Genomic DNA, 26,168 nt, shown 5'->3' on the forward strand with positions numbered 1-26,168 from the left:
AGGGGCGTACAGTGACTAAGATTAACAAACTTGTTATGCATGGTTTTAAGTCATTTGCTAAACGAACTGAAATACAGTTTGGCAATGACTTCAACTGCATTCTAGGTCCCAACGGTTCAGGTAAATCTAATGTTCTTGATGCTCTGTGCTTCGTTTTGGGAAAAAGCTCTGCGAAATCTCTTCGGGCAGAAAAAACATCAAATCTCATCTATAACGGTGGGAAGAAAAAAACACCTGCAAAACAAGCAGAAGTTTCTATCTACTTTGATAACACCTCTAAAATTTTCCCAACAGAGGATAAAGAAGTTAAAATCACTCGCATCGTTAAAAAATCAGGACAAGGAGTATACAAAATCAACGATGAAGTACGTACAAGGACGCAAATTCTAGAACTTCTAAGCCTTGCACGTATAAACCCTGATGGGTATAACATCATTCTTCAAGGTGATATCATCCGTATGATTGACATGTCTCCAAATGAGAGAAGAGGTATCATTGAGGAAATAGCAGGAATCTCCATTTATGAAGAAAAAAAGCAAAAAGCCATGAAAGAGCTTGAAAAAGTTGATGGAAAACTCAAAGAAGCAGAAATAGTCTTGCAAGAACGCGAAGCATATCTAAAAGAGCTCAAAAAAGAGAGAGATCAAGCACAAAAATTCAAAGACTTAGAATCTCAAATTAATACTAATAAGGCAACACACTTACATCGGCGCATTGTTAAATTTCAAGCAGAACAAGAAGCATTGCAAGAGAAAATAGATGCTCACCAAGAAAAGCTTGACAAAATCACCTCGACTATAAGCCAACTCAAAAAGTCAATTGAAGAGAAGAAAAAAGAAATTGATCAGATAAACAAAGAAATTGAGAGACGCGGAGAAAAGGATCAAATTGCCCTACACAAAGAAATTGAAAACCTCAAAGTTAACATTGCAACAGCAAAAAACAGAATAGAGTCTTGCAAAGATGAAATTGCAAAAATAGAGAAAAGAAAAGCAAATCTTCTTGAGGATGCTAAGGAGGTAGATGCACGAATAAACAAACTCAAAGAAGAAGTAAAAGTCTTAGACGAACGAGAAACAACAAAACAAAAACACCTCAAAGAGTTAGATGAGAGAATTGCTCAGTTCCGAAAAAAGCACAAAATAGAAGCAGCAGCAGATATCGATCAACAAATTCAGGAATTAGATGCAAAAGCAGAAGAATTGCAAAAAGAAATGCAGGAACTACGAGCATCACAACAAGAACTCCTAAGAGAAAAAGATAAACTGGAATTCCAAATCAATTCAATTGATGAGCGAATAGAAAAAGTTCTCTCTGTAGAAAAAGAAAATAAGGAACAAATTAAAAATCTCAAGAAAAAGAAAGAAGAATTCAAGAAAATAACTCTCAAACTCAACGCACTCATAACACAAGACGCGGCGCTAGCTCAAGAGCTCGCACAAGCACGCTCTAAACTTATCGCAGCGAATGAAGAAAAATCAAAACTCTCTGCGCGTCAATCACAAATCTTAGAAAAGCTTGGATCCGATCGTGCAGTAAAAGCGATTTTAGATAACAGAAAAGAACTCAGAGGTGTGCACGGAACGGTTTCAGAACTAGGGCAAGTTTCAAAAAAATATTCTCTTGCCCTCGAAATGGCAGCAGGAAACAAGCTTAAATCAATTGTTGTTGACGATGACAAAGTCGCAGCAAAATGCATTGAATATCTCAAAAAGAATCAACTCGGCGTTGCAACATTTCTTCCAATCAATAAAATCAAAGCACCTCCTGAAAGCGACGTTGCAAATAAGCTTGCAAAACAACCAGGAGTTCACGGCAAAGCTGTAGATCTTATCAGCTACGATCCAAAATTCAAAGGGATTTTCAAATATGTTTTTGGTAACACGCTCGTAGTAGATAACATCTCAGTTGCACGCAAGATAGGAATTGGTTCTGCAAAAATGGTCACCCTTGATGGAGACATTACTGAACTCTCAGGAGCAATGCAGGGAGGATACCGACAAAAACGTCAAGGACTTGGATTTTCAGAAAAAGAAGTTACTAAAGCAATAGAACAAGCAGAATCTCTTGCTGCGCAGATGGGTCTAAAAGTATCCAAGCTTGAAAAAACTCGTGCAGAAAACGAGGAAAAAATCGTAGAACTAAGAAAAGAGAAAGCAGAACTCGAAGGCGAAATTATTAAGATGGAAAAAAGCCTTCATCTTGAATCAGGAGATCTTGAAGTTAATAAGAAAATCAAGGAAAATCTTGAAAGAGATTTACGCGCAATGGAGGACAAGGTTGTTGAGGTTCAGCGTACAATTTCTGAGAAAAACAGAGTTCTTGCAGATATCAAGATTAACAAAGAAAAACTACGTAATCAACTCAATGAATTAAGAAATCCTCGCTTACAAGCAGAACTCAACAGTTTAGAAGAACAACGAGCAAAACTTAAAGAAGAAATTATCTCCATTAACTCAGAGAAACGAAATTTCCAAACACAAATTGAAACTATGCTTATTCCCGAGCAGAAGAATATACAAAAAGCGCTACAAGGACACGAAAAAGAACAGGATTCCTTTAACAAAGAAATCGCTCAACTTGAAGAAAAACTCGCTGTATCTGAATCCCAACTCAAAGAAAAGGAAAAACAAGAAAAAGAATTCTACGCTCAATTCAAAGAACAGTTTGCAAGAAGACAAAAACTCTCCGATGAACTAGAAAAAGAGGAGAAAAAACTCTATGCAGACACTGATGAGCAGAGAAAAATAGAACACAAAATAAACCTTATTGGCATTGAAAAAGCCAAAGTAGATACTGAACTCATTGTTCTTAGAGAAGAATTCAAGCACTTTGAAGGCGTCAAAATTGATCATGAAAAATCTGATGAACAACTCAAAAAAGAGATTAACCAGTTCGAGAAAATGGTTGAAAACCTTGGAGCGGTAAATCTAAAAGCTCTTGAAATATATGATTCCGTTGTTCAAGAATATGAAACGCTGACAAAAAAGAAAGCAGATTTGGAAGATGAGAAGAACAGCGTCATCAAGTTCATGGAAGAAATTGAAGAGAAGAAAAAAACACTCTTCATGGAAACCTTCAACATAATCCAAGAGCACTTTGTGAGAATATTCTCGTCTCTTTCAACAAAAGGCGAAGCATCACTTATCCTTGAAGACCCTGAAAACCCATTCAATGGAGGTCTTGAAATCCGTGTGAGACTCTCCGGAAAAAAATTCCTTGATATCAGATCCCTTTCAGGAGGGGAAAAAACAATGACTGCTCTTGCATTCCTCTTTGCAGTCCAAGAACATGAGCCCGCACCATTTTACGTCCTTGATGAAGTTGATGCAGCTCTTGATAAAAAGAACTCTCAACGCTTAGCAGAGCTTGTAAAAGCATATGCGCAAAAAGCACAATACATCATGATTTCTCACAACGACGGCGTGATCTCCGAAGCAAACAACCTCTTCGGAGTGTCAATGAATGAACATGGAATGACTGATGTGATTAGTTTGAAGGTTTGAGTACTTGTACCAACTCATCAGCAGTTTTCTTCCAAGAATACTCCTTGGATGTCTTTCTAGCAGCTCGTCCTAATCTCGCTCTTAGCGCGGGTGAGGCAATTAATTCTTGTAACAAACTTTTCAAATAGTCCACATCTCCTGGGGGGAATAACATGCCATTTTTCCTATCTTTAAGATAAACGTTAATGTGTCCCATTGGCGTCACTACAACAGGCAGTTGCGAAGCCATCGCTTCAAGAGTTGTAAGAGAGGTTGTCTCAGTATGAGATGGAAGAACATAAATATCCATTGCTTGAAAATATTTTTGAGGGTTATTTACTTGGGGGATGTTTGTTATTCCACGCATGTCTTGCCAAGAAACTTCACCACCAACAATGAGTAGATGAATTGTTTTATCCTCCTCGTAAAGCTGTCGAAACGCTTTGTAGAGCGTGTCAAGATCTTTTTCTCTTGTTGTGCGCCCTACATATCCGATAACAGTGTAGTCCTCAAGACCTAATTCTTTTTTCGCATTTTTTCTAGGACGAAACGTGCGATTATCAACACCTAAGGGGATCACAACATGTTTTTTTCCTATTCCCTTTTGTTGAATTGCGCGCAATGTTTCATTTGACGGACAAATAAGTAAATCTGATTTGTTGTAAATGCGAGGAATAATTTTTTTAAGGATCCATGCGGCAATTCGCTGAGCTACAGGAAGGTTCTTTGAGAAGAGCGCCCATTCAATACTGTGGATAAAACTTACAACATATTTCTTCTTTTTTCGAGCATACTTAATTGCGTAGTAGCCAATAGGCCCAATCGTTTGTGTAAAGACGACATCTGCGTTATCAATGAGATTTTGAAGAGTTTTTTTGTCAACCTGTGCAGGAGCGTATCCTGCTACACTTACTTTACGCAGAGGAAACAAAACAATACGGGCAGGGTACGTTGGGGGGCGTCCATAGTCTGGACATGCGATAGTAATGTCGAAGTGTTTGCTAAGGTGGGGGATGATCTCATCAAGAAAACGTGCAATACCGTCCCAACGTGGGAGAAAACTATCTGTTGCAATGAGCAGTTTAGGCTTTGTCATCGTACTTTGTAGAACACCTCTGCGAATCTGCAGCTGTTACGCAACCCGTTGCGAATTGCACGGTAAATAGTTGCAGGAATGAGCTGCACTAAGGCTATCCATTGACTATCAAATCGTTTGATTGCTGCAAGCTTTTTCCAGAAGTATGGCGTGATATCAACAACCATACGAACGCCTTGTTTCTTAAAGCTTAAAGGGTTCCAAATATCATAGGAGTAGATGTCTCCTTGGTAGTTTATCTCGTCTGCAACGTCGAGAGTGATTTTGTAGAGTGCCCTGTGGTCGGGATGGGGGTCGTCGATACTGTGAATAAAGATTTTTTCTGGTTTGAGTTTGAGTATTGCATTTTTGATTGCATCATGAAGCAAGCGGGGGTTTTCATCACGTAGAAACTTACCTTCTTTTGCACCAACAATGCCAAGATGTTCAATATTCATGAACTTACTCACACGTTTTGCTTCTTTTTCTCTTTGCTTTGCTATAATTTCTGGTTTGATGTGGGGGTGGGATTTCTCCCCAAATGATGCAATGAGACTAGCCACGTGATAGCCTTCATCAAGGTATTTGAGTAGCGTCCCACCAGCACCAATGGCAAAATCATCGTTGTGCGCGCCGATAACGAGAATGGAGGGTTTTTTCTTCTTGTTCTTATGCATATTCTTGGTGTATTTGACGTGTTTAAAAAATCTGGTACGGTAAAGAAAAGAATGCAGCGGCCGGGACATTCGAGACGTTGTGTCTTTTCGAACCCGGATCACAGGCTTGGAAGGCCCGGATACTAGCCATTATACTACCGCTGCGAGTAGTGTGAAGGGACAGATATCTCTTTTTAAAGCTTGTGCTACTTGCAGAGGGATGCTGCGGAGGATGATTGGCGAAGGGTGTTTTGGAAACGAGTGGTTTGAACAAAGTATTTGTTGTACAACTATCTCTACGCACTAAATTCGCACATCCTAGGCACTTCTTTTATAAATAGTGTTGATTATGCTCTATGCACTACTCTCTGCTCAAACAGGGGGTGCGTGCCTAACGCACCTAAAAAGAGTTGGAGTTGAATCATTACCCTACTCACAACTCTTTAAGTATTTGAGGCGGGCAGGATGAGAATCATATGAAAAAAGTATTCGTTTTGAAAAAGAAAAGAGGTACTATGTTTGATGAGTAACAATCCGCACAGGAGGAAAAGAGCATTTCTTGATGAGCTTGTTCAATATCTCATTCCACCATCTCTTATTGTTTTGCTCACTGTTACGTTGTGGGATTTGTTTTACGGCTTTGGACGTTTCGAGACCTTCATAGATATTTTTGATCTCTATGTGATCATCATTTTCTCAATAGATCTGTGGTATCGATATAAAGAAGTACAGAACCTCCACGAGTGGGTGCATAGAAATTATCTAGATATTATTGCAACTATTCCCTATAATTTTCTTTTTGCAGGTATTGCGTGGATGCCCCTTCTTCAAGGCGTAAAGGGGTTGCGTTTTTTAAGATTTGCACGTCTTACAAGGTTGTTAAGATTTGCAGGAAGACTTCCTCGATTTCTTCGTTTACGAGGAAGCATCAAAAAGTCTTCAAGAATTCGCAAGAAACAACCTCATGAAAAACATTTCAAAGGGGTGCTCTCTTTCAAGGTTATTCTACTCATCACTATTAATTCTATTATGGGAACGGGTATTTATTTTCTTATCGCAGCAGGTGCAAAACATGCAGGTCCTGCAAGTCTACTATCCTGGGCAATCCTTTCAATCATTTCATTGTATATTGCTGCGTGTTTTTCAGAACTTGTAAGCATGTTTCCCAAAGCAGGTGGGGTGTATGAGTATGCAAAGCAGGCATATGGTAGGTTTTGGTCATTTCTTATTGGTTGGTCCACAGCAATTGCAGGGGCAGTTACCATAGCCATGTTAATATTAGGCGCATTGCAATATATTGCGCCACAACACCCTCAGCTATACATTTTTGCAGCATCTCTTTTCATTCTTCTTTTTAGCGCCGTTGCGTACAGGGGTATGAAAACATCTGTTGTTGTGCTTATTCTCTTCGCGTTGATCACTTTGCTTAGCGTTCTTTCCTTAATTATTCCTGGGTTGTTCTCGTTAAGACTAGAAAACTTCACTCCGTTCTTTGTCTTTCCCAGTTTCACCATTCTCCTCACCATTTTTTTCATTGCTGAAACGTTTTTTGGTTGGGAGTCTGCGGTGTTCCTCGCAGCGGAAACAAAAAATCCGCGTAAAGTTATGCCAAGAGCCTTGATCATAGGAACGTTAGTAATTGCTGTGCTTTCTCTTTCTTTGGCAGTGGTGGGAATGGGTCTTATCGAGTGGAGTGTTTTTGGACAAAGCAATGCACCTCTTTCAGATATTGCACACGTCCTCTTTGGCGACGTGGGAAAAGTCATATTCACTCTGCTTGTTTTCATTTCTATTTTGGGAGCAGTTGCGTCCTGGATTGTAACTGCGCCACGTCTTCTTATGGCGCTTGCAGAAGATAAATTGTTCTTCGTTCAATTCGCTAAAATCCATCCAGTCTATAAATCACCTTACGTGTCAATCATCTTTGAATTTTTTATTTTGATCCTACTCGTTATAATCGGATCAGGGTCATACGAGACGCTTTTGCACATGCTCATTCCTCTAATCATATTCATTTATTCTTCTGTGTTACTTGCTGTTTTAGTTCTTCGCTTCAAAAGACCAGATATTCCCCGAACGTTTAGGGTGCCCTTCGGAAAGATCGGACCCCTGCTCACCATTTTGTTTATGTTTGGTTTGTTAGTGGGTTTTGTTCTGTACACGCATTCAGCCTGGGAGATTCTCAAGATATCTCTTTCACTTATCCTCTTTGGAATTCCCGCATATTTCTTTATTGAATTATTCTATACCAAAAAGTACACGATTCTTAGAAGACGTGCGATGTTCAAACTACAACATGCGCTACATAAAACAATCAAGCCTCTTCGTTTGTATGCTCAGATGGTGCGCATGGTTGGTGGTGTGAAGGGAACGGTGATTGATTTTAACACGCCACATGCAGGAATGACTCGGTTTCTTAAACGAAAAAAGATGAACGTTAGCAAAATAATTGTTCTTAACCTTGTAAAAGAAGAGGTTGAAGAGTTACGTAAAGAAGGGTTTGAGGGGGTTGAAATACATAAGATACGATCATACACGTTACCTTCGGTTCGTGCAGACGCATTTTTTTCAGTTAATGATCTTGGACAGGTTAAAGATGTAGAACACTTCGTAAAACAAGTTTCAAGAGTTTTGAAAAAAAGAGGGGTGTTCTGTTTTGCTGTGCGTAACTCTCTTGTAAATGTTCATCCTAATGCAATACTCCTCGGAGATAAAAAGGCGATTTTAAGAATCTTCAAGGAAAACTCTCTTGACGCGAAGTATCTTCGCAAAAAAAAGGGGTTGGGAGAAGTTCTGTTCATCTATGGTGTTAAGCGCTAAGGGTGTTAAGTAAAAGAAGGTGGAATTGGTTTTGTGTTGTTCTTGTGTTTCCTTTTTTCTTTTTCTCTTTTTTTTGTTTCTTTTTTTATTTCTCTTGTTTGTTTTTGGTTGTTTGAACTTGTTCTCGGAGTTGTTGTAAAAACTGCTCCCAATCCTCTTGTGCAATGGACCCGCCGCAAGCCTGGTCGTGTCCGCCACCTCGCCCTTCAATGCCTTGCAGTGCTTTTTGCAGGATGTTATACATGGATCTGTTTGGACTTGAGCGAAAAGAACACTTGTATTCTCCATTCTTGTTACGAGCAACAACAATGATTTTGTCAGGAAACTTGTATAATAATTCATTTGCAAGCTCTCCTGTGAAGCTTTGCTGTCCTGAGTAGACAAAGACAATAAGAGGATCTTGTCCAACTACTTTAAGAGCGTCTTTGAGAAGTTCTTGATATGCGGTATTGTATTTGTCATACTGCTTGAAAATGTGCTTGAGAGAGGGGTTGTCTCGTGTGAGTTCGTTTGGTTTTCTAACTGTGCTTAAGAGTTCAACAGATTTTGAGTATTCTTTGCTTCTTCCTTTAAGGTTGAATTGATAACAGCGAATCATCCATGAAAAAGGAGAATCAAAAAGTGCTTGTGGAGCTGAAGTTATGGTTGGAGGAAGAAGTTCAGGATATTCTTTTCTGAATTCTTCGATAAGATCTTTGGGAAAGGTCCAATCCCCAATGATGCCTATCATCGCTATCCAGAGTTCCCCTCCAATTGCGCGATAAACTATTTCAGACGTGCTCATAAGTGCGTCGGGTTGTTGAAGTTTTGGATTAACATATACTGCAACGGGCTTGTTTTGAATGTCGTGATGATCCACCCACACAACAGGTGTGGAAAGGCCTTCAAAAAAAGAGTCATCAATGGTGTGTGCGTCAAGAACAAAGATTTTATCTGGTTGGTATTCCTGGACTTGTTTGTGATAATAGTTGTCAAGAGTGGGTCTTGCTTTAAGAACAATACCTTTACCTGTTCCACAGTATTGTCTGCAGAGAAGAAAGGAACAAAGACCATCAGTGTCATCATCAAAGAAGAAGAGGGGGTTGGTACAGGTATCAAGCGCGTCTTTGAGCGGTTTGAAATTCATTTTTTATAAACTGCAAAAATCGATATTTAAGGATTGAGTACTTCTATACGGCTTTTCACGCTACTTTACGATTGTAAGGAGCATGAACTATTTTTTTTAGATATGTGTGTTATGTGCATTAGAAAATGGTTTATGAAAATTCAACGCCTGCTTGTTTATAGAGGTCTAGTGCTGTTTTCTTAGCCTCTTCAAGTGATGTTGCTTGTTTGAAAATGATTTCTCCGTACGAATAAACATAGATGTCTCCTTCAAGGATGAGAACAAGTTCGGTGTCTACAAGAACGGGGTAGGTTTCGCGAAGTGCATCCAGGTTGAGTTGCAAATGCTTTGAAGGTTGTACCACAATGCCTTTTTTTGAACGACAATGTCTGATGTGGTATGGCGCAGTGTCCTCTGTTTCTTCTAGATGTCTTCTTTTTTTCACAGTAAATGATGAAATGGAGGGCTCGTAAACACTAAGGGAGTGCAGCTTTGTTTCGCGCTGTTCTTCAACTGTGCCGAAAATGAGTTTGAATGCTTCAACTACTTGCAGTGATGCGATGATGTGTGTGGTTGGTGCGAGCACACCAAATTCTTCACAAGATTCTGCTTGTGCTGCTTTGGGAAATGCGTCGCGATAACGAGGACCCCCTGGAAAAATGGTCATAACATATCCTCTATCTCTTATACCTGAGCCCATAATCCAAGGTATGTGTTGTTCAAGACAATAGGTGTCAATAACGTCTCGCGTCTCAATATTGTCTGTGCCATCAATGATGATATCTGCTTTGACGTTTTTGATTGTTTCTTTGTTGATATGGGTAGTTGATGTGTGGATGGTGATGTCTGAGTTTATGCGTTGGAGGTGTTTTTGGAGTGCTGTTGCTTTTGGTTTGTTAATGTCTTCTTGAGTGTAGCAGCTTTGTCGTTGGAGATTCACGAGTTCTACGATGTCCCTATCATACAAGAAGATCTCACCAACCCCGCTACGTGCAAGCAGTTCTGCTGCAACACTGCCAAGCGCTCCGCAACCAATTATGGCTATGCTTGTTTTACGCAGTTTTTCTTGTGCAGTGCTACCTATGAATATTTCCTGTCTTGAATAACGATTCATTGAGTTGTTTCCTTTTGGAAGGTTTTTGACTGTTTTTTTTATTTGTTGAAGGCTGTCTTGCCTGTCTTGCCTGCCTTGAGTGTTTTCTTTGTGATTTGCTTTAATTGCTTTTGGTGATATTTATAAACTTGCGCGGCTTGCAAACACGTAGTATGGTATTGGCAAGAGAGATTCGCAGACAGGTGCTTCACTTATTGGTGGGGGTTGTGTTAGCGCTTCTGATTTTCTATGGGTTTATAGGGATCCTTGGTTTGCTCATTATACTCATTATTGGTTTGATCATCTCAGCACTTGCAACAGAGTATGATTTGTTGTTTATTTCGTGGTTCTTAAAACGCTTTGATAGGCCTGAGGATAGGTACTTTCCGGGTCGCGGAGCAATTGCTATGGTTGCAGGAGCTTTGCTCTCATTAACGCTTTTCGGCAGTCAAATCGCAACTGCCTCCTTACTCATTCTTGCTTTTGCGGATAGTTTTTCGCATATTGTTGGAAGAGCTCTTGGAAAGCGACCGCATCCACTTAATGGAAAGAAGCTTTGGGAGGGCTCTGTTGCGGGAACACTTATGGGTACAATTGCTGCTTGGGCTGTGGTGCCCTTATGGGCTGCGTTTTTCGCGTCCGTAGTTGCTATGCTTGTCGAAGCAATTGAAATACGGGTTAAGGGCGTTTTTCTTGATGATAATTTAATCATCCCGGTGGTTGCAGGGGCCGTTCTTGCCTTGTTGTTATAAACCAACCCCAAATAAACCACTGTTTAGTGGTGAAATTAGAGTAATATTTATAAACATTCCTGCGGGGGAAGAGCTTATGGTACCTTCCTGGAAAACGGGGTTCGCAGCAGGATCTGCTTTAGCACTTCTATTAGGCGCATATCAGGGGTTTCATCGCAATGCCATACTAACACCGCAAGAAGCATCCCTGGCGCCGCAGATAGTGCAAGTGGGCGAAGAAGATTTCACTAAAGACTGGCAAGAACGAGCTGGTACGTTATCCGTGCAAGGCTCACAAGAGGACTATGAAATCTACCAGCGCACACAACAACATCTTAAACGATCTCAAGATCAGAATCTTCGCGCTCTTTTTGGAAATGACTTCTCTCTTGAGGTGCGCGTAGAACAAGAAAAAGCAAAATGGCTAGGAACTAGCGGAAGGTTTCCTCTTCTGGATAAAAGAAGAAAAGCAAAGATGGCGCAAAAAAGAGAGTTTCTTGAAGAACTCCTACAACGCTTAACGGCATTTGACGATTACTTCAACACGGCCGAATCATTAACGGTAAGTAAAGGCTCGCCATCAAACAGATTTGTTCATTATGGTCTTATAGCAGCAGAATCCTTAGCATATATCAAGGCTCAAAATAATGCTTCTGATGCAAAAGGTCTTTGCCAGTTCATGGACAGAACTGCTCAAAGTATGGGCGTATTTGTCTCATCACATATTAACAGGAGTTTTTCTCCCGCATCCATAGAATCATGCATCTGGTTTCTTGAACAAGAAATCCCGCTCATTTTATCAGGGGTGTCAAAACCTCTTGATTACCGTCACAAACTCGCAGCATACAATGCAGGACCTTCACAAGTACGATACGCGCTAAAAAGAGGAAACTATTCATTTAGTGACCTCTCTTCGTTTTTCAGTTCCCCTCGTTTTATTCCTGGTTTTTCTCGAAAATTTTCTCCTCAAAAAGAAACTCAGGAATACCTTGTGAGAGTTTTTTCCTTTGCGGAAATCTTTAAATTAGCAGCTCTTCCAGTTTCGGAAAAGAAAGAACTTGCTAAGAGACTAGAAAAAAACATTTCTTCTGCTGAGGGTTTAGAAAAACTGCACATCATCAATAATTTAGCAGCTCTGAACATACGCTGGCCACAAACGCCCCCTCAATGGAGTGTACACATTGATAATTATTCTAATTGTAGCTATGGGGGAAGAGTCCCTTCTTATCTGAAGGTGTTCAATCCTCATCTTCCTGGAGACAGAACCTATCCGCCTTCGGTATGCATACACAAACCTGATTCTTCAGATCCTTCTGTTCGATATCTACAGTTCTTGTTCGCAAAGAATGAATAGAGTGTTCGAAGATGGTCGTGGTGTGCTTTTCAAAACTCCTTTAGTTGCAACGCTCTCCTGTAGGAAAAAAGAAGAACTGCAAAGAAGCTCTCTGAAACTGAAGCGGGGTTGAGATTCCCCAAAGGCAACTCCTCTAAAACAACGTCCTACACGAGTCTTGCGAAACTTGTCTTCATTAAAGCACACATAAAAGCATAAATACGTCTGCTTCTTTTGAGCCAACCATTATGTTACGAAGAGCAGATTGTGTGAAATGCAAAGGAAGATTTTGCGATGGGATGCGAAAATGCCCGATTATGCAAAAAGTTCGCGCACAATCAACAGTAAATACACAAGCAAAACAAGAATTCTCAGGAACAACGCCGAACCTTTTTGTAGGTCGTTTCGGTTACCCTCACGTCCAGGTGGGTCTTCTCACAGCTGAACAACTTAGCGGTCAGGACTCTCCAAAAGAATGGGTACGACAAAAAAAATCAATACAAGACGTCATCAACTACCGCACACAACTCATTAACTCAAATGTGAAGACATCCGTTCACAAACTTCAAAACAAGATTGTTGAAATGTCTCAAGAGGTAGCTCTTGCAAAAAAACCTGCTGAAATTGAAGTATCCCTTTCAAAAAAACCTTCGTTTAAAATCTCCCTTCATCAACACGCAGCCCCACATGGACCAAACGTAGAGTTACGTAAAGCGCGTTTTACGCAAAACGTAAAGATTGATCAGAGAGTAGAAAAAGTAGTTGATGATGACCTACTCGCAACAGAGCAGATAAAAAAACTCTCAAGAAGGGTTGATGAGTACGAACTCACAAAGATGTTCTCAGCAGGTCTTTTGGGAAAAGACCAAAAAATAGTTCCAACAAGATGGTCAATAACTGCCGTTGATGACACTCTTGGAAAACAGTACATCAAAGAAGTTAGAGATTTCCCCTTTGGAGACTACGAACTCTACATGGGATCGCACCTGGGAAATTATTATTTCATACTCTGTTTTCCTGAACCTTTTCGCTATGAACTCTTTGAAACACTTGTAGGGGACGTTATGAGCTTCGCACACGACTATGAATCTGCAAAAGGTCGTACCACCTACGCACAAGAAACTGCAGGGGGCTACTACGCAACTCGTTTAGCAGTTCTTGAACGACAGAAAAAGAATAAGAGACAACAAGGAGTCCTTGCTCTTCGTTTCATTACTGATGAATACTGGGCACCGCTGGGGGTGTGGGTGGTAAGAGAAGCATCACGCAATGCAATGCAAGGAAAACCCTTGCGTTTTGATGACAAAGAGACCATGCTGCGTTTTGTCGAAGAGCTGGTGAAAAAAAGATGGAAGATGAACGTAAAGAAGTTATATGCTCAAAGCAAGGTTCTCAAAGAGAAGACGTTGTTTGATTTTTAGTAGTTGTTGAATAACTCTTGTAATCGTCTTCTATGATAGTCTTCCTCTAATGTCTTCTAAGAATCTGCTGATCGTTTTTAAGATGTGTTCTGGTTGAGTTTTAAGCTCCTTACAGGTGAGCTGCAATAAATCCCCGCTAAATTCTTGAGTGGATGTGAGCTTGAAGGGAACATCTTTTTTCTTCTTAACAATTTGTTTCCACAATGAGAAGAGCTCCGCTGCTCGTCCAGGGACTTGCGAAGGGGAACACTCAAGTAGCTTTGCAGCATCCTCAATAATGCCACTTTCTTGTTTTTCCAGTGCTCGTGCAGCGTTACCTGCTGCAAATTCAAGTCTGACAACGCCGTCTTGTACTTTTGAGCTTTTAATGATCTTGATCACTTCAGCTTCAGAAGTGTTGTTTAAGTGTGTTCCCCCACATGCTTCAACATCAAATCCGCCAATATCAACAACGCGAATAATTGAGCCAGGAACAGCACCTCCTTGGTAGAGTCGCATACCAAATTTTTTCTCTGCTTCTGAGCGCTTGAGGAAGTATTTTTCTATGGGAATTCCTTTTTTGACAATTTCATTTGCTTTTTCTTCGATGCGGTCAAGAAGTTCTTGACTAAGAGCTTCATAATGGGTGATGTCAAGGCGCGCTTTTTCTGTGGACTTTGCAGCACCTGCTTGCCAGATGTGATCTCCAAGAAGGGTGCGTGCAGCTCCATTAATGATGTGGGTTGATGTGTGATGTTGTGTGAGTTGTTTTCTGCGCTCAAAATCTATGGTGCACGAAACCTTCTCTCCAACGCTAAGAGAGCTGGCATCCTCAACCTCGTGTATGATGACGTGATCTTGTTTGAAAATATCTTTAATCTTAGCATCTCCAATAGTTCCTAAGTCGTGAAGTTGGCCTCCTGATGTGGGGTAAAAATAGGTTTCATCCAGCGCTACATAGTTTCCTTGAATCGCAACAATGGTTGCTTCAAAAGTGACTTGTTTCCAGTCATCAAAGTACTTTGCTTTGGAAGGAGGTATGTTTGCAACATCAATGTCACGAACTTTTTTCGTTGCGGTTTTCTGTTCTTTTTGCTCGTGTCGTTGTGCAAGTAATTGGAAGAAGTTATCAGGTATGGTGATGGTTTTCCCAAGCTTTCTTGCCTCTTGTTGAATTGTTTTAGGGCTAATGCCATGAGAGTCATAAAGTTCGACAAGGTCATCAACACTCACCTCTTTTTGAACTATTTTTTTAACGAGGCGACTTGCTTGGTTTTTGCTTGAGATATATTTTTCTTTTTCAACATCTAGAATTTTTTGCACTTGAGGAAGTTGTTTTTTCAGTTCTGGAAAAATAGGTTCGAGTTCTTGAGCATGCCATGTGGCAACATCTTTAAGATCGACATTCCAATTAAACTCGTCAATGAATGATAATGCTCGTCGTAAGATAACACGCAAATTATATCCTCCGCCCACATTCGAAGGCAGTCCTCCATCTGCAATGGCAAAAAGTAACGAGCGAGTATGTTCCGCAATGGAGTAGAGGCCCACCATTGGCCAAACTTTTTCCCGCAGAACCTGTACGTCAATATCGAGTTTGCTGGCAACAGTTTCCCATGCCTTGTTGATATCTTCAACTTCGTCAATGTTAAGAAGTGCTGAATAGGATGAAAATTGTTTGAAGAGCCCAGTATCATATTCTGCTTGGGTGGCTTCTTTGAGCTTGGAGAGTACTGATGGAAAAACTGCTTCGTACATATTCGGCGTTCCTTGCGAGAACCAAGCAATGCGTTCTTGTCCTAATCCCATGTCAAGAACTTTAATGTTTAGTTCCTTGATTGAACCATCTTCCAATTGTTCAAACATCATGTATACTTGGTTGCACAACTCAACTCCGCGTGAGAAGAATTCCATGCAAGGACCAAAGTTGCCTCCTCCCGCCCATGCATCTTCGTGAAGGGTGAGTTCTGTTTTGTCAAGACCTACAACTGAGGTGATGTAGGAATAGAGATCTTGGAATGCTTTGTTTTGATCCCATTCTTGTGGTGAGACAAATTGATGTTGTCCGATCATAACGAACCCTGTGCAATGTGAACCCGTAACTCCGACGTTATCGACATCTCCAAAGCGTAAGCAGAATTGGGGGATAACGAGTTTTGGGGCGGGAGGTTCAACTTCTCCTGAAATAACGAAAGGTTGAAATGCTGCAATGGATGCAATGGTGAAGTAGGTTGTAGGGTTCCAGCGAGCAATCACAGGGTAGCGAGAAATACTTGCATATCCTTCTTTTTTCATATGTTCTTCAAAGGTCTTCCAGACATCAATGTATGAGAGCGTGTTTTTTGAGGGGTTGTTAGAAACAACGTTGAAACCTCCCACGCAAGAGGGATCTCCACAAATTTCTCTCTTAGGGTCTACGTTCCAGAATGTTGTACCACAGGAAACACAAGTATTTCGATAAAATCCTTCTTTTTTGAGGATTTGTGTTGCATAGTACTTTTCAGGGTTATCACTTGCTTTTGCTTTGAACTCTTTTTTGAGCTCCTTATCTGTTTTCATCATAGTTCTTGTGCTTTTTGTTTTGTTGTGGCTTTTTGTTTTATGGTGGTAAGGTTTTCATGAAGTAAGAGGACATCTCAGCAGTTACTTTCCGTTCATCACGATATCAGCCGGGAATAACTTCATCATCGACGTTGCTTGTTACTGTTTTCTTTTAAATGTGTTGGGTCTTATGTTTGTTTGTAAGGGTGAGGTTATTCGCAGAGTCACGACCTTTATTCATAAATGTTTTGAGAATAAGGAAATAAGGGGCTCCTCTGAGTTGGGGGGTGGTAAGAATGCGGTTGGAGGAGCCCTTATGATGGTAATGCTTCTTATGATTGTAATGTTTGTAATTCTTTTTGCCACATCAGGCCTATTTTTTTGAGCGCGTGGATGAAATTGTCGCTGATGCGATACTGTTTTTTATACATGTCGTAATCAACAAGACCCATGCTCTTCATAGGGGTGAGGATGCGATCGTAAAATTGTCTTTTGTTATAGGATATTTTAATGGTCTTTTTTTGTGAGATGGGACCCACGCTCTCATCAATCTCGATGGTCGTCCCCTCATGGAGTCTATTGGCAAAAACACTCATTTCAGTCTTCCCAAGAGATCCTCCTGCTTCTTTGAACTCTGTGAGGAGCATGCGAGCTACCATGACTTGCTGTTCTGTTGCAAAAATGATTTCCAGGATGTCATCTGGAAGGTGGTATTGATCAAAGAGGATCACCATGGTTGAGCTATCAAAAAGAAACAGAGTATATAAATATTACGTATTTACATACGAGTATACTAAAAAGTATCCTGGTTGCTAGGGGTTCTCAGTTATTGTAAAATTCCTCTATTCTTCGAATATACTCTCTAGTAATCTTTATTTTCCAATCTGCAGGAAAGTTTTTGTAATAATTTGGCTGAGCATACCTCTCATCCAAGAAGATAATCACGCCCTTGTCTTTTTCGGTTCGAATACACCTTCCTGCGCCTTGGATTGTTTTTTGGAATGCAGGCATAACATAACCATAGTCCCATCCTTTGCCAAACTTGACATCGTAATAATCAATAAGACGTTTAGTTTCGAGAGTTGGTGTTGATAGTGGAAGACCCACCACAATGACTCCTTGGAGAAGTTCGCCCGGAAGATCAACACCCTCTCCAAAAGATCCTGAAATTGCTCCGAGAAGAACTGCCCCTGTTGAAGAAAAACTCTTGAAACGATTAAGAAATGTGGATTTTTCCTCCTTGTTCATTCCTGGTTTTTCACAAAAACAGGTCTTGTTACAGAGTTGAGAAAACAAGTCATATACTTGATCTCGCAAATAATAAGAGGGAAAAAATATTGCAACATTGCCAGGAATTTTTTCACTTATTTGAGCACAAACCCGTGCAATACGTTCAAACTCTTCTTTCGATCTTCTTTGATATTTGGTTGTCGTCACAGGGACAATCATGTTAAGACGATTTTCTTGAGGAAATGGACTATCAAACGTAAGCATATCAGTATCTGTTTCAAAACCTAAAATGTCTCGGTACATCTGGGTTGGTTGCAAGGTTCCTGACATGAGGATTACGCTGTGCGCGGTGTCATTTACATCTCGCGAGAGGATTTGGGGATCCATGCATCGATACATAAGACTAACAAGAGCTTTTTGAGAGCCTTCTCTTTTTGCGCAGAATCTGATGAACCCTTCTTCAGGACCCAGCCATGAAGAAAGAAAGTTACCCACGCTTTTAATTGCTGAAGTTTTTTCAGTATTGAGAACTTCATCTCCAAAAATATCACATAGAGCAATGAAATCTTCGACCTTTGTTTCGCCCCCAAACACATCTGTAAGATCTTCTTGTCGAAGCATACGTTCATCACCAAGTTTAAGACCTGAATCGATCTCTTCAAAAAATTCTGCAAGGGCATCCATTTCTTTACGAATCTTTTCGGCCCCAATGTTATCAATTTCTTTTCTTGCGCGCTCAACAGTTGTTTGTGCAAGAGAATCACTAAGCAAATTGCGCAATCGCTCAGGGAGGTTGTGTGCCTCGTCAACAATAACAATTACATCACTTAGTCCAATGCCTATTTTGGAGAAGAATTGATTTCGTATTCTCTCATTGTAAATATAGTAATAGTCTGCTATGATGACGCGGGCACCTTCACTAAGTGCACTGGCCATCTCATAAGGGCAAAGCTGCTCACTCTCACAAACCGTGTTAAATTCTTCGATGTGCAGGGGAGAGAGGTGTTTGAATTTTGTTTGGGCTGCTTTTGCCTGAGTAGTAAGGCCCTGACCTGACCGCGTGTTAGAATAGTATGAGCAAGCATTGTCTTCGCGCAGTTTTTTACAATATTCAAAAAAATCTGCCGAGCGCAGACTTTGAACACCACTTTGTAAACACATTCCTTTCTTTCCAATAAGATCAACAACGTGCACAGGAATGTTATGTTTTTCTTTTATCGCGCGAAGGGTGTCTATTGCTATTGCGTGTTGTGTGTGGCGAGACGTTAAAAAGAAAATGGTTTTTTCATGTTTTATTGCATATTCTAATGCGGGTGCAAGAGCTGCAGCGGTTTTTCCAAGTCCTGTTGGTGCATGTACGAGCAAGTGTCGTTTGTTCTCAACAGCATCGGTTACTTTGGTAATGAACTCTTTTTGATACGGGCGAACAGTCTCAAAAGGGAAATACTTAATCTCCATGAGTTGTTTCCTTTTTGTTTGCTATTTAAGTGTTGTTGTGTGACTTGTCCAGTGGTCTTGCAGAAGGTACGTAGTGTGACCGTACCTGGGTGGGAGGACACACACCACGTTGAAATTCTTGAAACCGATATCAAAAGATATTTAAATGCCTCTTTGAAATATAGGTTGTAAGCAATAGATTGGGGTTAAGAGATGAACAAAGAACAAATTTTCAATGTGTTTTTCCGGGAAAAACCTGCGATGATGCTCATCTCGCTTCTTAACTCAAAGTCGGAAATGTATGCATCCACACTTGCAAAGCAAGTTGACTGCACCTATTCTCACGTCGTGAAAGTTTTGCAACAATTAGAGGAGGCAGGACTTATTAAGTTTAATAAACAGGGAAGACTCAAACTATTAACACTTACCAAAAAAGGAGCAGATATTGCTGAACATATCAATAAGATTAGAAGTTCTCTTTAGACTCATGTGAACTCGTTTTTTGTGAGTTTGAGTGTTGCCCTTTTGTTTATTTCAGAACGTGTTTTTAGCATTTACAAGTTGTAAGGGATGTCAGTGTAAAGAGTGTTTGTGCATTGAGGGAAAAGCGTTGAGCTTCGTGGTTTGTTGTCTCTTACTTGCTGTGTGGGAATAATTGCAGTGGTAAGGGTGCTACTAAAGTTCAAGCACAACAAATAAAGATCTAAATGGTGGTGTGTTCCAAAAGAATTGGAGAAAAAATTAATTTGCAAGTTTATTCAAGGAACTTGCTTGCTTGTCTTGGATCCCACTTCCACGTCATGGGGAGTTTTCCTGTGCGCTTGTAGTACTTTACAAGACGACCAATCTTGGATTCTGTAAGAAGGAGTCCTCTTTTTGCAGTTTTATCCATGTGATTGTTTTCCAAATGGTTGCGAATAGTAACTGATCTTCTGATGAGTGCTTGTAGATCTTCAGGAATTTCATTAGCCATCCCTTTTTCAGAAAGAATTTTGGTGATGGTTTTTCCACAAAGTGCTTTGACGTCAGGAACACCATAACTATCTCGTAAGATCAATCCAATTCTGCTTGGAGCGTTGCCTTCTTTTGCAAGTTTTTGAATGAGTTTTTCAACCTCTGCGGGTTTGTGGCTTTGCCAAGGGGGGTTTTCCCTTACTGTTGGTTTTGTTGAACCTGATTTTCCTTTAGCTCTCGAGTGCATTCTTGCCATAGTATATACCTCTGCACAGAAAGAAATCGCATCTTTCTGGCATAACCAAGCTTTCACCGGGTTATCCTTGATAATTACACTCCTCAATTTATTTAAAAAGCTATTTATTTTCAATATTGATAGTATTTCACTGGTCACAAGACAACCAGAACAAACCCTTTTAAACAAAGAGCTTAGAACAAACAATATGCCAAAAAGAGTTCAATCCCCCAGTTCTATCAATATCTACAAACAATGCCCTAGAAGATACTTTTACCAGTACATCAAAAAACTCCCAACCTATCCTAGTATCCACACTCTTAGGGGAAACATTGTTCACAGCACACTTGAACTCTTCTACGAACTTGATCCTCAAACGCTTGACGAAGCAAATTGGCGAGTTGATATGGCAAATTATGCAAGAAACCTCTTCGAAGCACTCTGGAAAAAAAACAGAAATTCACTTCTCAAACTTGCAGGAAGTGAAGAGAAATATTATTTTTTCTACCAAGAGTCTGCGCAAATGCTGGCTAATTGGATGAATGCATTTTTCTCAAAATTTTCTAAACTACTTCAAGAAAATACTCTTTTGCAGGCATGGGAGAAAATACGTCCTATCGCAAGAGAGATAGAATACAAATCACGAGAGCTCAGCGTAAGAGGATTTATTGATTGCATTGAAGAAATCGATGGCAAAATCCGCCTTATTGACTATAAAACATCCAAACTCAAAAAAGAGTTTCCCAAGGAGTATAGGTTACAGCTTGCAATATATGCCTTGATGTATAAGGAAAAGCATGGAAAACTTCCTGATGAGGCAAGCGTGTGGTTTTTGAGAGGAGAAGAAGTGGTCGTTCCTATAACTGAGGAGCTTGTTAAAGATGCACTCTTTGAGGTGGAGCAGATTCATTTTAACACGCAATCAGAGCACATATCCGATTACCCTGTTAACATCACTCCGCTGTGCAAGTGGCGCGGAGGACAGTGTGATTTCTATAACGTTTGTATCAAAGAGAGGCACTTGTAAAAACGTAGTGAACCTTGCGTAAAAAACTCTTAAAAGCGTTCATAAAAGCAATGGTAGCAAGCCAAGACTAACGTAAAATCACGTAAAACAAACATTCTTAAACAGAACTAACTGCATTTCAACTATGCAAGAGGTGTTTGTTTGGTCGCTTATTGGACTGCTAAGCATTATTCTTATCGTCAAGTCAGCAAGCTATGCCATTGAGTCTATCATTCGCTATGCAAGAAAAACAGGGCTTTCTTATTATTTTGTGGGTCTTCTTATTGTCTCCATAGGAACATCTCTTCCTGAGATTTTCACCGCAGTGATATCCGCACTGCAAGGAGCATCTCAACTTGTCATAGGGGATGCAATGGGTGCAACCATCGTTGATATTGGTCTTGTTCTCTCATTAGTGGGTCTTGTTGGGGGGAAAGTTGTCTTCAAGAAAAAAGAGGCAAATCTAAGTGCGGTAAAGATACTTGCAGTGGTGGCAGCACCGCTTATTCTTGCAATTGATGGAACACTTTCCCGACTTGATGGTATTTTAATGATCGTACTCTACATCTTCTACTATGCTATTAACATTTTCAAGGAGATCACACAGCAGAAGGTTGCAAAGAAGGTTCCTCTAACCTTTGCGCTTCATGAGACTCTGGTGTTTGGCATTAATATTGCGTTGCTTCTCTTTGGAACGCAAGTTCTCGTAAAGTCGGCAACGACTCTGTCAAGTATCTTGGGAATTCCCGAATATCTTTTTGGGGCTCTTTTCCTGAGCATTTGCACAACGTCTCCGGAATTCATGGTGGAGCTCAAGGCATTATGGAGTAAATCCGCGCCTATTGCATTAGGGGATATCTTCGGATCGGTGGTAACCAATACTTCTCTTGTCCTGGGAATTGCCTGTGTGATTTCGCCAGTGATGATAGCAACACAATTCTTCGTAGTGGGTTTTTTCATGGTGGGTCTTGTGGCCTTGGGGCTTTTGTTTCTAAGGGCTGAGCGTATTACTCGTACACAGGGATTGGTGTTGTTCCTGGGCTATGTGATTTTTGCTCTCACTCAACTTTTTGCACTTACACAACATTAGCGGGGCACAGTTCTGATTGCATAATACTGGTGCTAGAAAGACTGCGTATTGGGATCATGCACAAGCACGAGTCACAATAGAATGGTGAGAAATGGTGGAGGGGTGATAGTCCCGCCCGGATAAGCGTGCAGTGAGTCTGTAACCACGTACTTTGCTCAGCGGCATTTCGAACCGGGGTCCAGAGACCCAAAATCTCCGATGATTGGCCACTACACCACGGGACTGTAAGTCCCCTCCTTAGGTGGCTATCTAATCATCGGTTTATAAAATTTTTTGATTAGGTTCTTTTAGCAATCCTGATTTTTTAGAAGTTCGTGCTGTTTGTTCAATCATTGAGCAAGTATGTCTGTATGTCTGTTTGTCTGTATGGGGCAACTTGTTAGGGGTTATTGTTTCCATTGCTCAATCATTTCTTCTTCAATGAAATGTAATTTACCTGGGATGATGAGCGAATGAAGAGGTGCACCAAAATCTGTGTCTAGAAGCTCCTTAACAGTTCCTGCCCTGATGAGTTGGGATTCTTGTCCGATGCGTGCAACTCCAACCACTAGGGTGTCTTGGGTGACGATGTTTTCTTGTCTTTTTTCTTCTATGGAGAGTAGATTGCGTAAAGCCTCATTTACGCTCATAAAACGAGGTTTGAGAGGGTTTTCCCTACCTTGTTTGAGATCCTCTTTACGTGCTTCTTTGATCTTAATATCAAGAAGGCACAAGGTGTGCAACCCTCTTTCGAGATTTTCCTTAATTGCGTCGTAGTGTGTTTGAACTTCCCATCCTTCTTCGGGAAAAACAATTGATGTGGTCTTGCCGTATTTGTAGAGTTCAAGACCTACGATGCCAACTGCATTGAGAATAGATGCGTTGTGAATGACTTTAACTTGGATTCCTGCATCTTTTGCTCTTAGGTAGAGGTCCGCGTGAGTTGTTGCTCCAAACGGATCCCCGACAACAAGAAAGCAGACATTTTTTGTTTTTGCAGGTTCAAGAATCTCTTCTGCGCGTTTTTCAACAAGGTCGCGGTCTGCAAGAATGATGGGTTTTCCATATTCTTTTTCCAGTTCTCTCTCACTGCAACCGAGAATAGATGTGTAGTGCTCAAGGAAGATGATATCTGCTTGTTCGATAGCTGCTTTTCCTTTAAGGGTGATGTCTTTTGCATCTCCTAAGCCTAGTCCGATAAGGGTAAGAGTCATACTGCTTTTTTGTCGTGCTCTTCTATTAAAAAGTCGTTGTTTTTGTGTGTGTATTATTTGTTCTGAGAACTCTGTGGTGCGTGAAGCATGATCAAAAGACAGATATAAAATTTAAATTAGTATATTAAATAGTATATTAGTTTATATTTAATGTTTTTTTTTGTGTTTTTGCTTTCTGTTTTTCTCTTTTTTTTGTTTTTTTGGTGTATTTTTGAGATTTCTTTCCCAATAAACACATAATAGCTAAATCAGTATATTTTTTTGTATACCAGATTATATTCTTGAACACATAAATGTTTATAAATTCACATTGCACGACTTTACACTACGAAAGATCACTAACGATTGTTTCGTATCCTAAAATCAAAAAAAGGGGGCAAACACACAATGGACTTTTTAGTACAAAACGCACTGCACACAGCAGAACAACAAGCCCAACCTGAAGTCGGGCAAGCAAACATCAAAGTTATCGGAGCAGGTGGTGCTGGTAACAATATGGTTAACTGGCTCTACCAAAAAGGTATTCAAGGCGCAGAAATTATTGCATGTAACACAGATCAACAACATCTTAACATTACTAATGCTGATCGTAAATTCTTAATCGGAGCAGATCTTACTCGTGGACTCGGTTGCGGAGGGTTCCCTGAAAGAGGAATGGAAGCAGCAAAAGAGTCAATGCAAAAAATCAAAGAATCACTTCGCGACGCAGACATGTGCTTTGTCTGCGCAGGTATGGGCGGAGGAACAGGAACAGGTTCCGCACCAGTTATTGCTCAAGTAGCAAAAGATTCCGGTGCAATCGTTATAGGAACTGTTACGATGCCGTTCAAAATTGAGCGCGCAAGAGTTGACAAAGCAGAATTCGGTCTTCAACAATTAAGAAATGCTTGTGATACGGTAATTGTCATTGACAACAACAGACTCGTCCAAATCGCAGGAAACCTTCCTGTCCAACAAGCATTTGCAGTAGCAAACGAACTTATCTCAACAATGATTAAAGGAATTGTTGAAACCATTGCAGTACCTTCCCTTGTTAATCTTGACTATGCAGATGTTAAGACTATCATGACTAACGGGGATGTTGCGGCAATTGGTGTCGGCGCATCAGATACTGCAAACCGTGTAGACGAAGCAGTTAAAGGTGCACTTTCAAACCCTCTTCTTGACATTAGCTACGAAGGCGCAACAGGTGCAATCATCCACGTCCACGGAGGACCTGACCTTACTCTTGATGAAATCTCAAGAGTTGGAGAACTTGTCACAGAATCCATGGACCAAGATGCGAATGTTATCTGGGGAGCACGTGTTAGCGATGATATGAAAGGAAAGCTCACCGTGATGACTATTATCACAGGAGTTAAATCCCCCTGGATCCTTGGTAAAAAGGATGCGCGTTCTATCAGAGCACACACTGCTCAGATGAACGAAGACCTTGGCATCGAGATGATCCGATAAATCATTTTCTTTGCTCTCTTTTACAACCACCCCCAATCTGTTCAAGAGAGCATCTCCTTGTCTCCTATGCAGCAATGCATAGGGACTTTTTTTCTTTTTTCATTTTCTTCTTTTCTCATACGTGTTCCTTCCCGTCCCTCATTCATCCTCTTTTTTTTCGGTTGGTCTTCTGTTGTTTTCTCAGAACACCCTTTAAACACTTCACCATCTAAACACTTAAATTATCGTAGAACTTTCTTTCTTTACAGGGTGAGAGAATACTAAAAAAGTATTTGAAAGGCTAGCATAAAATCACAAACAACATATGAAACGAATTAGATATATTGGATCAAGAGAGCAATTAACACCAGAACAACAAGCGTTCAGACCCCCCAATTTTAATCGTAGCGTTTGCGAACAGTGCTTTCTTTTTGATGCAAACAAACTACTCTGGGAAGAGGAGGGGTACCAGCCACTCAAAGAATATTGCATGTCCTGCGATGGGAAAACACCAGTTCAAAACATCGAAGTAACACAGCTAAAATTTCTAAGAGATCTTATGAACATTTATGATGCTCGAATGGTTGCACACCTCACAGAAGCACAAAGTGTGTGCGATCAAATAGACCAAACACTCAAAAACATAGAAGACATTATAAACTCATAAAAAGTTAAAATCATAATCAATTCTTGGATTTTTTTTCACTTATTTTTTCTTTTACCTTATTGCGCATTCTTTCATGAAACTCCTTAAGTTTGGCAGTTCCCTTTTCGAAAAGAGTCTTACAGGATTCCTTGCTTTTTTTACAATAATTTGCAGTAATTGCTCCCCAATTATCCAATGCAAGGTTGGGATATTTGACTTTATCCTGCCACGAATTAAGAAACACAATATCTTCTAACGTGTACTTAACTGGAATGTACGGCGTCTCATCAGCGTAGCCAATGGGAATAAGTGCTTCAACACGAATTGTTGTGGGAATAGAACAAATATTCTTCACATCATATTCCTCAAAAGTTCCAATCCAGCAAGCACCAAGACCTTGATCCTGAGCCATCAAAAGGATGTTCTCAATTGCAGCAGCACAACTTTGCGAAGCAAACATATCTGCCCGCTTAGGTCCAAACTGACGTTCCATTTTTCGAGGCTCAGAACACACAACGATAATAACCGGCGCAGTTCCAATCCAAAATTGCTCTGCACACACATGTGCAAGCGCATCTCTTTTTTGCTCATCAGTTACTACAATGAATCTCCACGTCTGTAAATTTCCCGCACTTGGTGCTTCTCGTGCAGCTTCAAGAAGCATGCCTATCTTGTCCCACTCCACAGGTTGTTGTTTAAACTTA

At 40.4% G+C, this 26,168-nt stretch carries 20 protein-coding genes; 10 read left to right on the forward strand and 10 right to left on the reverse strand.

Features of this window, described 5'->3' with window-relative positions:
• The first annotated feature begins 11 nt into the window (after positions 1 to 11).
• On the forward strand, positions 12 to 3,506 hold the full coding sequence (smc, locus tag D6774_00815; protein ID RME78546.1) for a chromosome segregation protein SMC: 3,495 nt from the start codon (positions 12 to 14) through the stop codon (positions 3,504 to 3,506).
• Here smc and D6774_00820 read toward each other — a convergent pair.
• On the reverse strand, positions 3,490 to 4,581 hold the full coding sequence (locus D6774_00820) for a glycosyltransferase family 1 protein (GenBank protein ID RME78547.1): 1,092 nt from the start codon (positions 4,579 to 4,581) through the stop codon (positions 3,490 to 3,492). The genes smc and D6774_00820 overlap by 17 nt on opposite strands.
• Positions 4,578 to 5,306 carry a hypothetical protein gene (locus D6774_00825; GenBank protein ID RME78548.1) on the reverse strand — a complete coding sequence of 243 codons (729 nt, stop codon included), beginning with the start codon at positions 5,304 to 5,306 and terminating at the stop codon, positions 4,578 to 4,580. Before D6774_00825 ends, D6774_00820 begins: the two co-directional genes overlap by 4 nt.
• Before the next feature lie 432 nt (positions 5,307 to 5,738).
• On the opposite strand from D6774_00825, the gene D6774_00830 reads away from it, so the two are divergent.
• The gene (locus D6774_00830; protein ID RME78549.1) at positions 5,739 to 8,036 is read left to right on the forward strand and encodes an APC family permease; all 2,298 of its coding nucleotides are present in this window, start codon (positions 5,739 to 5,741) and stop codon (positions 8,034 to 8,036) included.
• Between the two features lie 85 nt (positions 8,037 to 8,121).
• Here the strand turns inward: D6774_00830 and D6774_00835 are convergent, their stop codons facing one another.
• Both D6774_00835 and D6774_00840 read right to left on the reverse strand, forming a co-directional pair.
• A complete protein-coding gene (locus D6774_00835) occupies positions 8,122 to 9,162 on the reverse strand; it encodes a DHH family phosphoesterase (GenBank protein ID RME78550.1) in 1,041 nt (346 codons plus the stop codon).
• Positions 9,163 to 9,292: 130 nt separating this feature from the next.
• Complete coding sequence (locus D6774_00840) at positions 9,293 to 10,255, reverse strand: HesA/MoeB/ThiF family protein (GenBank protein ID RME78551.1); 963 nt, start codon at positions 10,253 to 10,255, stop codon at positions 9,293 to 9,295.
• 152 nt (positions 10,256 to 10,407) lie between these two features.
• Between D6774_00840 and D6774_00845 the strand changes: the two genes are divergently transcribed.
• The 3 genes from D6774_00845 (at position 10,408) to D6774_00855 (ending at position 13,719) form a co-directional block, all read left to right on the forward strand.
• Positions 10,408 to 10,986: a hypothetical protein gene (locus D6774_00845; GenBank protein RME78552.1), complete on the forward strand. Its 579-nt coding sequence runs from the start codon at positions 10,408 to 10,410 to the stop codon at positions 10,984 to 10,986.
• Between the two features lie 76 nt (positions 10,987 to 11,062).
• The gene (locus tag D6774_00850) at positions 11,063 to 12,319 is read left to right on the forward strand and encodes a lytic transglycosylase domain-containing protein (protein RME78553.1); all 1,257 of its coding nucleotides are present in this window, start codon (positions 11,063 to 11,065) and stop codon (positions 12,317 to 12,319) included.
• 227 nt (positions 12,320 to 12,546) lie between these two features.
• Entirely contained in the window at positions 12,547 to 13,719 is a 1,173-nt protein-coding gene (locus tag D6774_00855; GenBank protein RME78554.1) for a hypothetical protein, read from the forward strand.
• 30 nt (positions 13,720 to 13,749) lie between these two features.
• On the opposite strand, the gene alaS is transcribed toward D6774_00855, so the two are convergent.
• From alaS to D6774_00870, 3 genes are all read right to left on the reverse strand, one after another.
• A complete protein-coding gene (gene alaS, locus D6774_00860; GenBank protein RME78555.1) occupies positions 13,750 to 16,260 on the reverse strand; it encodes an alanine--tRNA ligase in 2,511 nt (836 codons plus the stop codon).
• A 311-nt stretch (positions 16,261 to 16,571) separates the two neighbouring features.
• Entirely contained in the window at positions 16,572 to 16,973 is a 402-nt protein-coding gene (locus D6774_00865) for a hypothetical protein (protein ID RME78556.1), read from the reverse strand.
• 88 nt (positions 16,974 to 17,061) lie between these two features.
• Positions 17,062 to 18,927, reverse strand: coding sequence for an ATP-dependent DNA helicase (locus D6774_00870; GenBank protein RME78557.1), 1,866 nt, complete (start codon positions 18,925 to 18,927; stop codon positions 17,062 to 17,064).
• A 192-nt stretch (positions 18,928 to 19,119) separates the two neighbouring features.
• Here D6774_00870 and D6774_00875 point away from each other — a divergent pair, with 192 nt between their 5' ends.
• The gene (locus D6774_00875) at positions 19,120 to 19,389 is read left to right on the forward strand and encodes a hypothetical protein (GenBank protein RME78558.1); all 270 of its coding nucleotides are present in this window, start codon (positions 19,120 to 19,122) and stop codon (positions 19,387 to 19,389) included.
• Positions 19,390 to 19,660: 271 nt separating this feature from the next.
• Here the strand turns inward: D6774_00875 and D6774_00880 are convergent, their stop codons facing one another.
• Complete coding sequence (locus D6774_00880) at positions 19,661 to 20,116, reverse strand: 30S ribosomal protein S15 (GenBank protein RME78559.1); 456 nt, start codon at positions 20,114 to 20,116, stop codon at positions 19,661 to 19,663.
• On the opposite strand from D6774_00880, the gene D6774_00885 reads away from it, so the two are divergent.
• Together D6774_00885 and D6774_00890 are read left to right on the forward strand one after the other, a co-directional pair.
• A complete protein-coding gene (locus tag D6774_00885) occupies positions 20,007 to 21,122 on the forward strand; it encodes a PD-(D/E)XK nuclease family protein (protein ID RME78560.1) in 1,116 nt (371 codons plus the stop codon). The genes D6774_00880 and D6774_00885 overlap by 110 nt on opposite strands.
• A 124-nt stretch (positions 21,123 to 21,246) precedes the next feature.
• Positions 21,247 to 22,191, forward strand: coding sequence for a sodium:calcium antiporter (locus D6774_00890; GenBank protein ID RME78561.1), 945 nt, complete (start codon positions 21,247 to 21,249; stop codon positions 22,189 to 22,191).
• 386 nt (positions 22,192 to 22,577) lie between these two features.
• Here the strand turns inward: D6774_00890 and dph5 are convergent, their stop codons facing one another.
• Entirely contained in the window at positions 22,578 to 23,384 is an 807-nt protein-coding gene (gene dph5 / locus D6774_00895; GenBank protein RME78562.1) for a diphthine synthase, read from the reverse strand.
• A gap of 387 nt (positions 23,385 to 23,771) precedes the next feature.
• Here dph5 and ftsZ point away from each other — a divergent pair, with 387 nt between their 5' ends.
• Together ftsZ and D6774_00905 are read left to right on the forward strand one after the other, a co-directional pair.
• Complete coding sequence (gene ftsZ / locus D6774_00900) at positions 23,772 to 24,839, forward strand: cell division protein FtsZ (GenBank protein RME78563.1); 1,068 nt, start codon at positions 23,772 to 23,774, stop codon at positions 24,837 to 24,839.
• A 304-nt stretch (positions 24,840 to 25,143) separates the two neighbouring features.
• Positions 25,144 to 25,485 (forward strand): hypothetical protein, encoded by a 342-nt coding sequence (locus D6774_00905; GenBank protein ID RME78564.1) that lies wholly within the window; start codon positions 25,144 to 25,146, stop codon positions 25,483 to 25,485.
• Between the two features lie 16 nt (positions 25,486 to 25,501).
• Here D6774_00905 and D6774_00910 read toward each other — a convergent pair.
• On the reverse strand, positions 25,502 to 26,168 hold a 667-nt coding region (locus tag D6774_00910; GenBank protein RME78565.1), incomplete at its 5' end, for a hypothetical protein.

The sequence above is a fragment of the Candidatus Woesearchaeota archaeon genome (assembly GCA_003695435.1).
Taxonomy (GTDB): Archaea; Nanobdellota; Nanobdellia; order Woesearchaeales; family UBA11576; genus J101.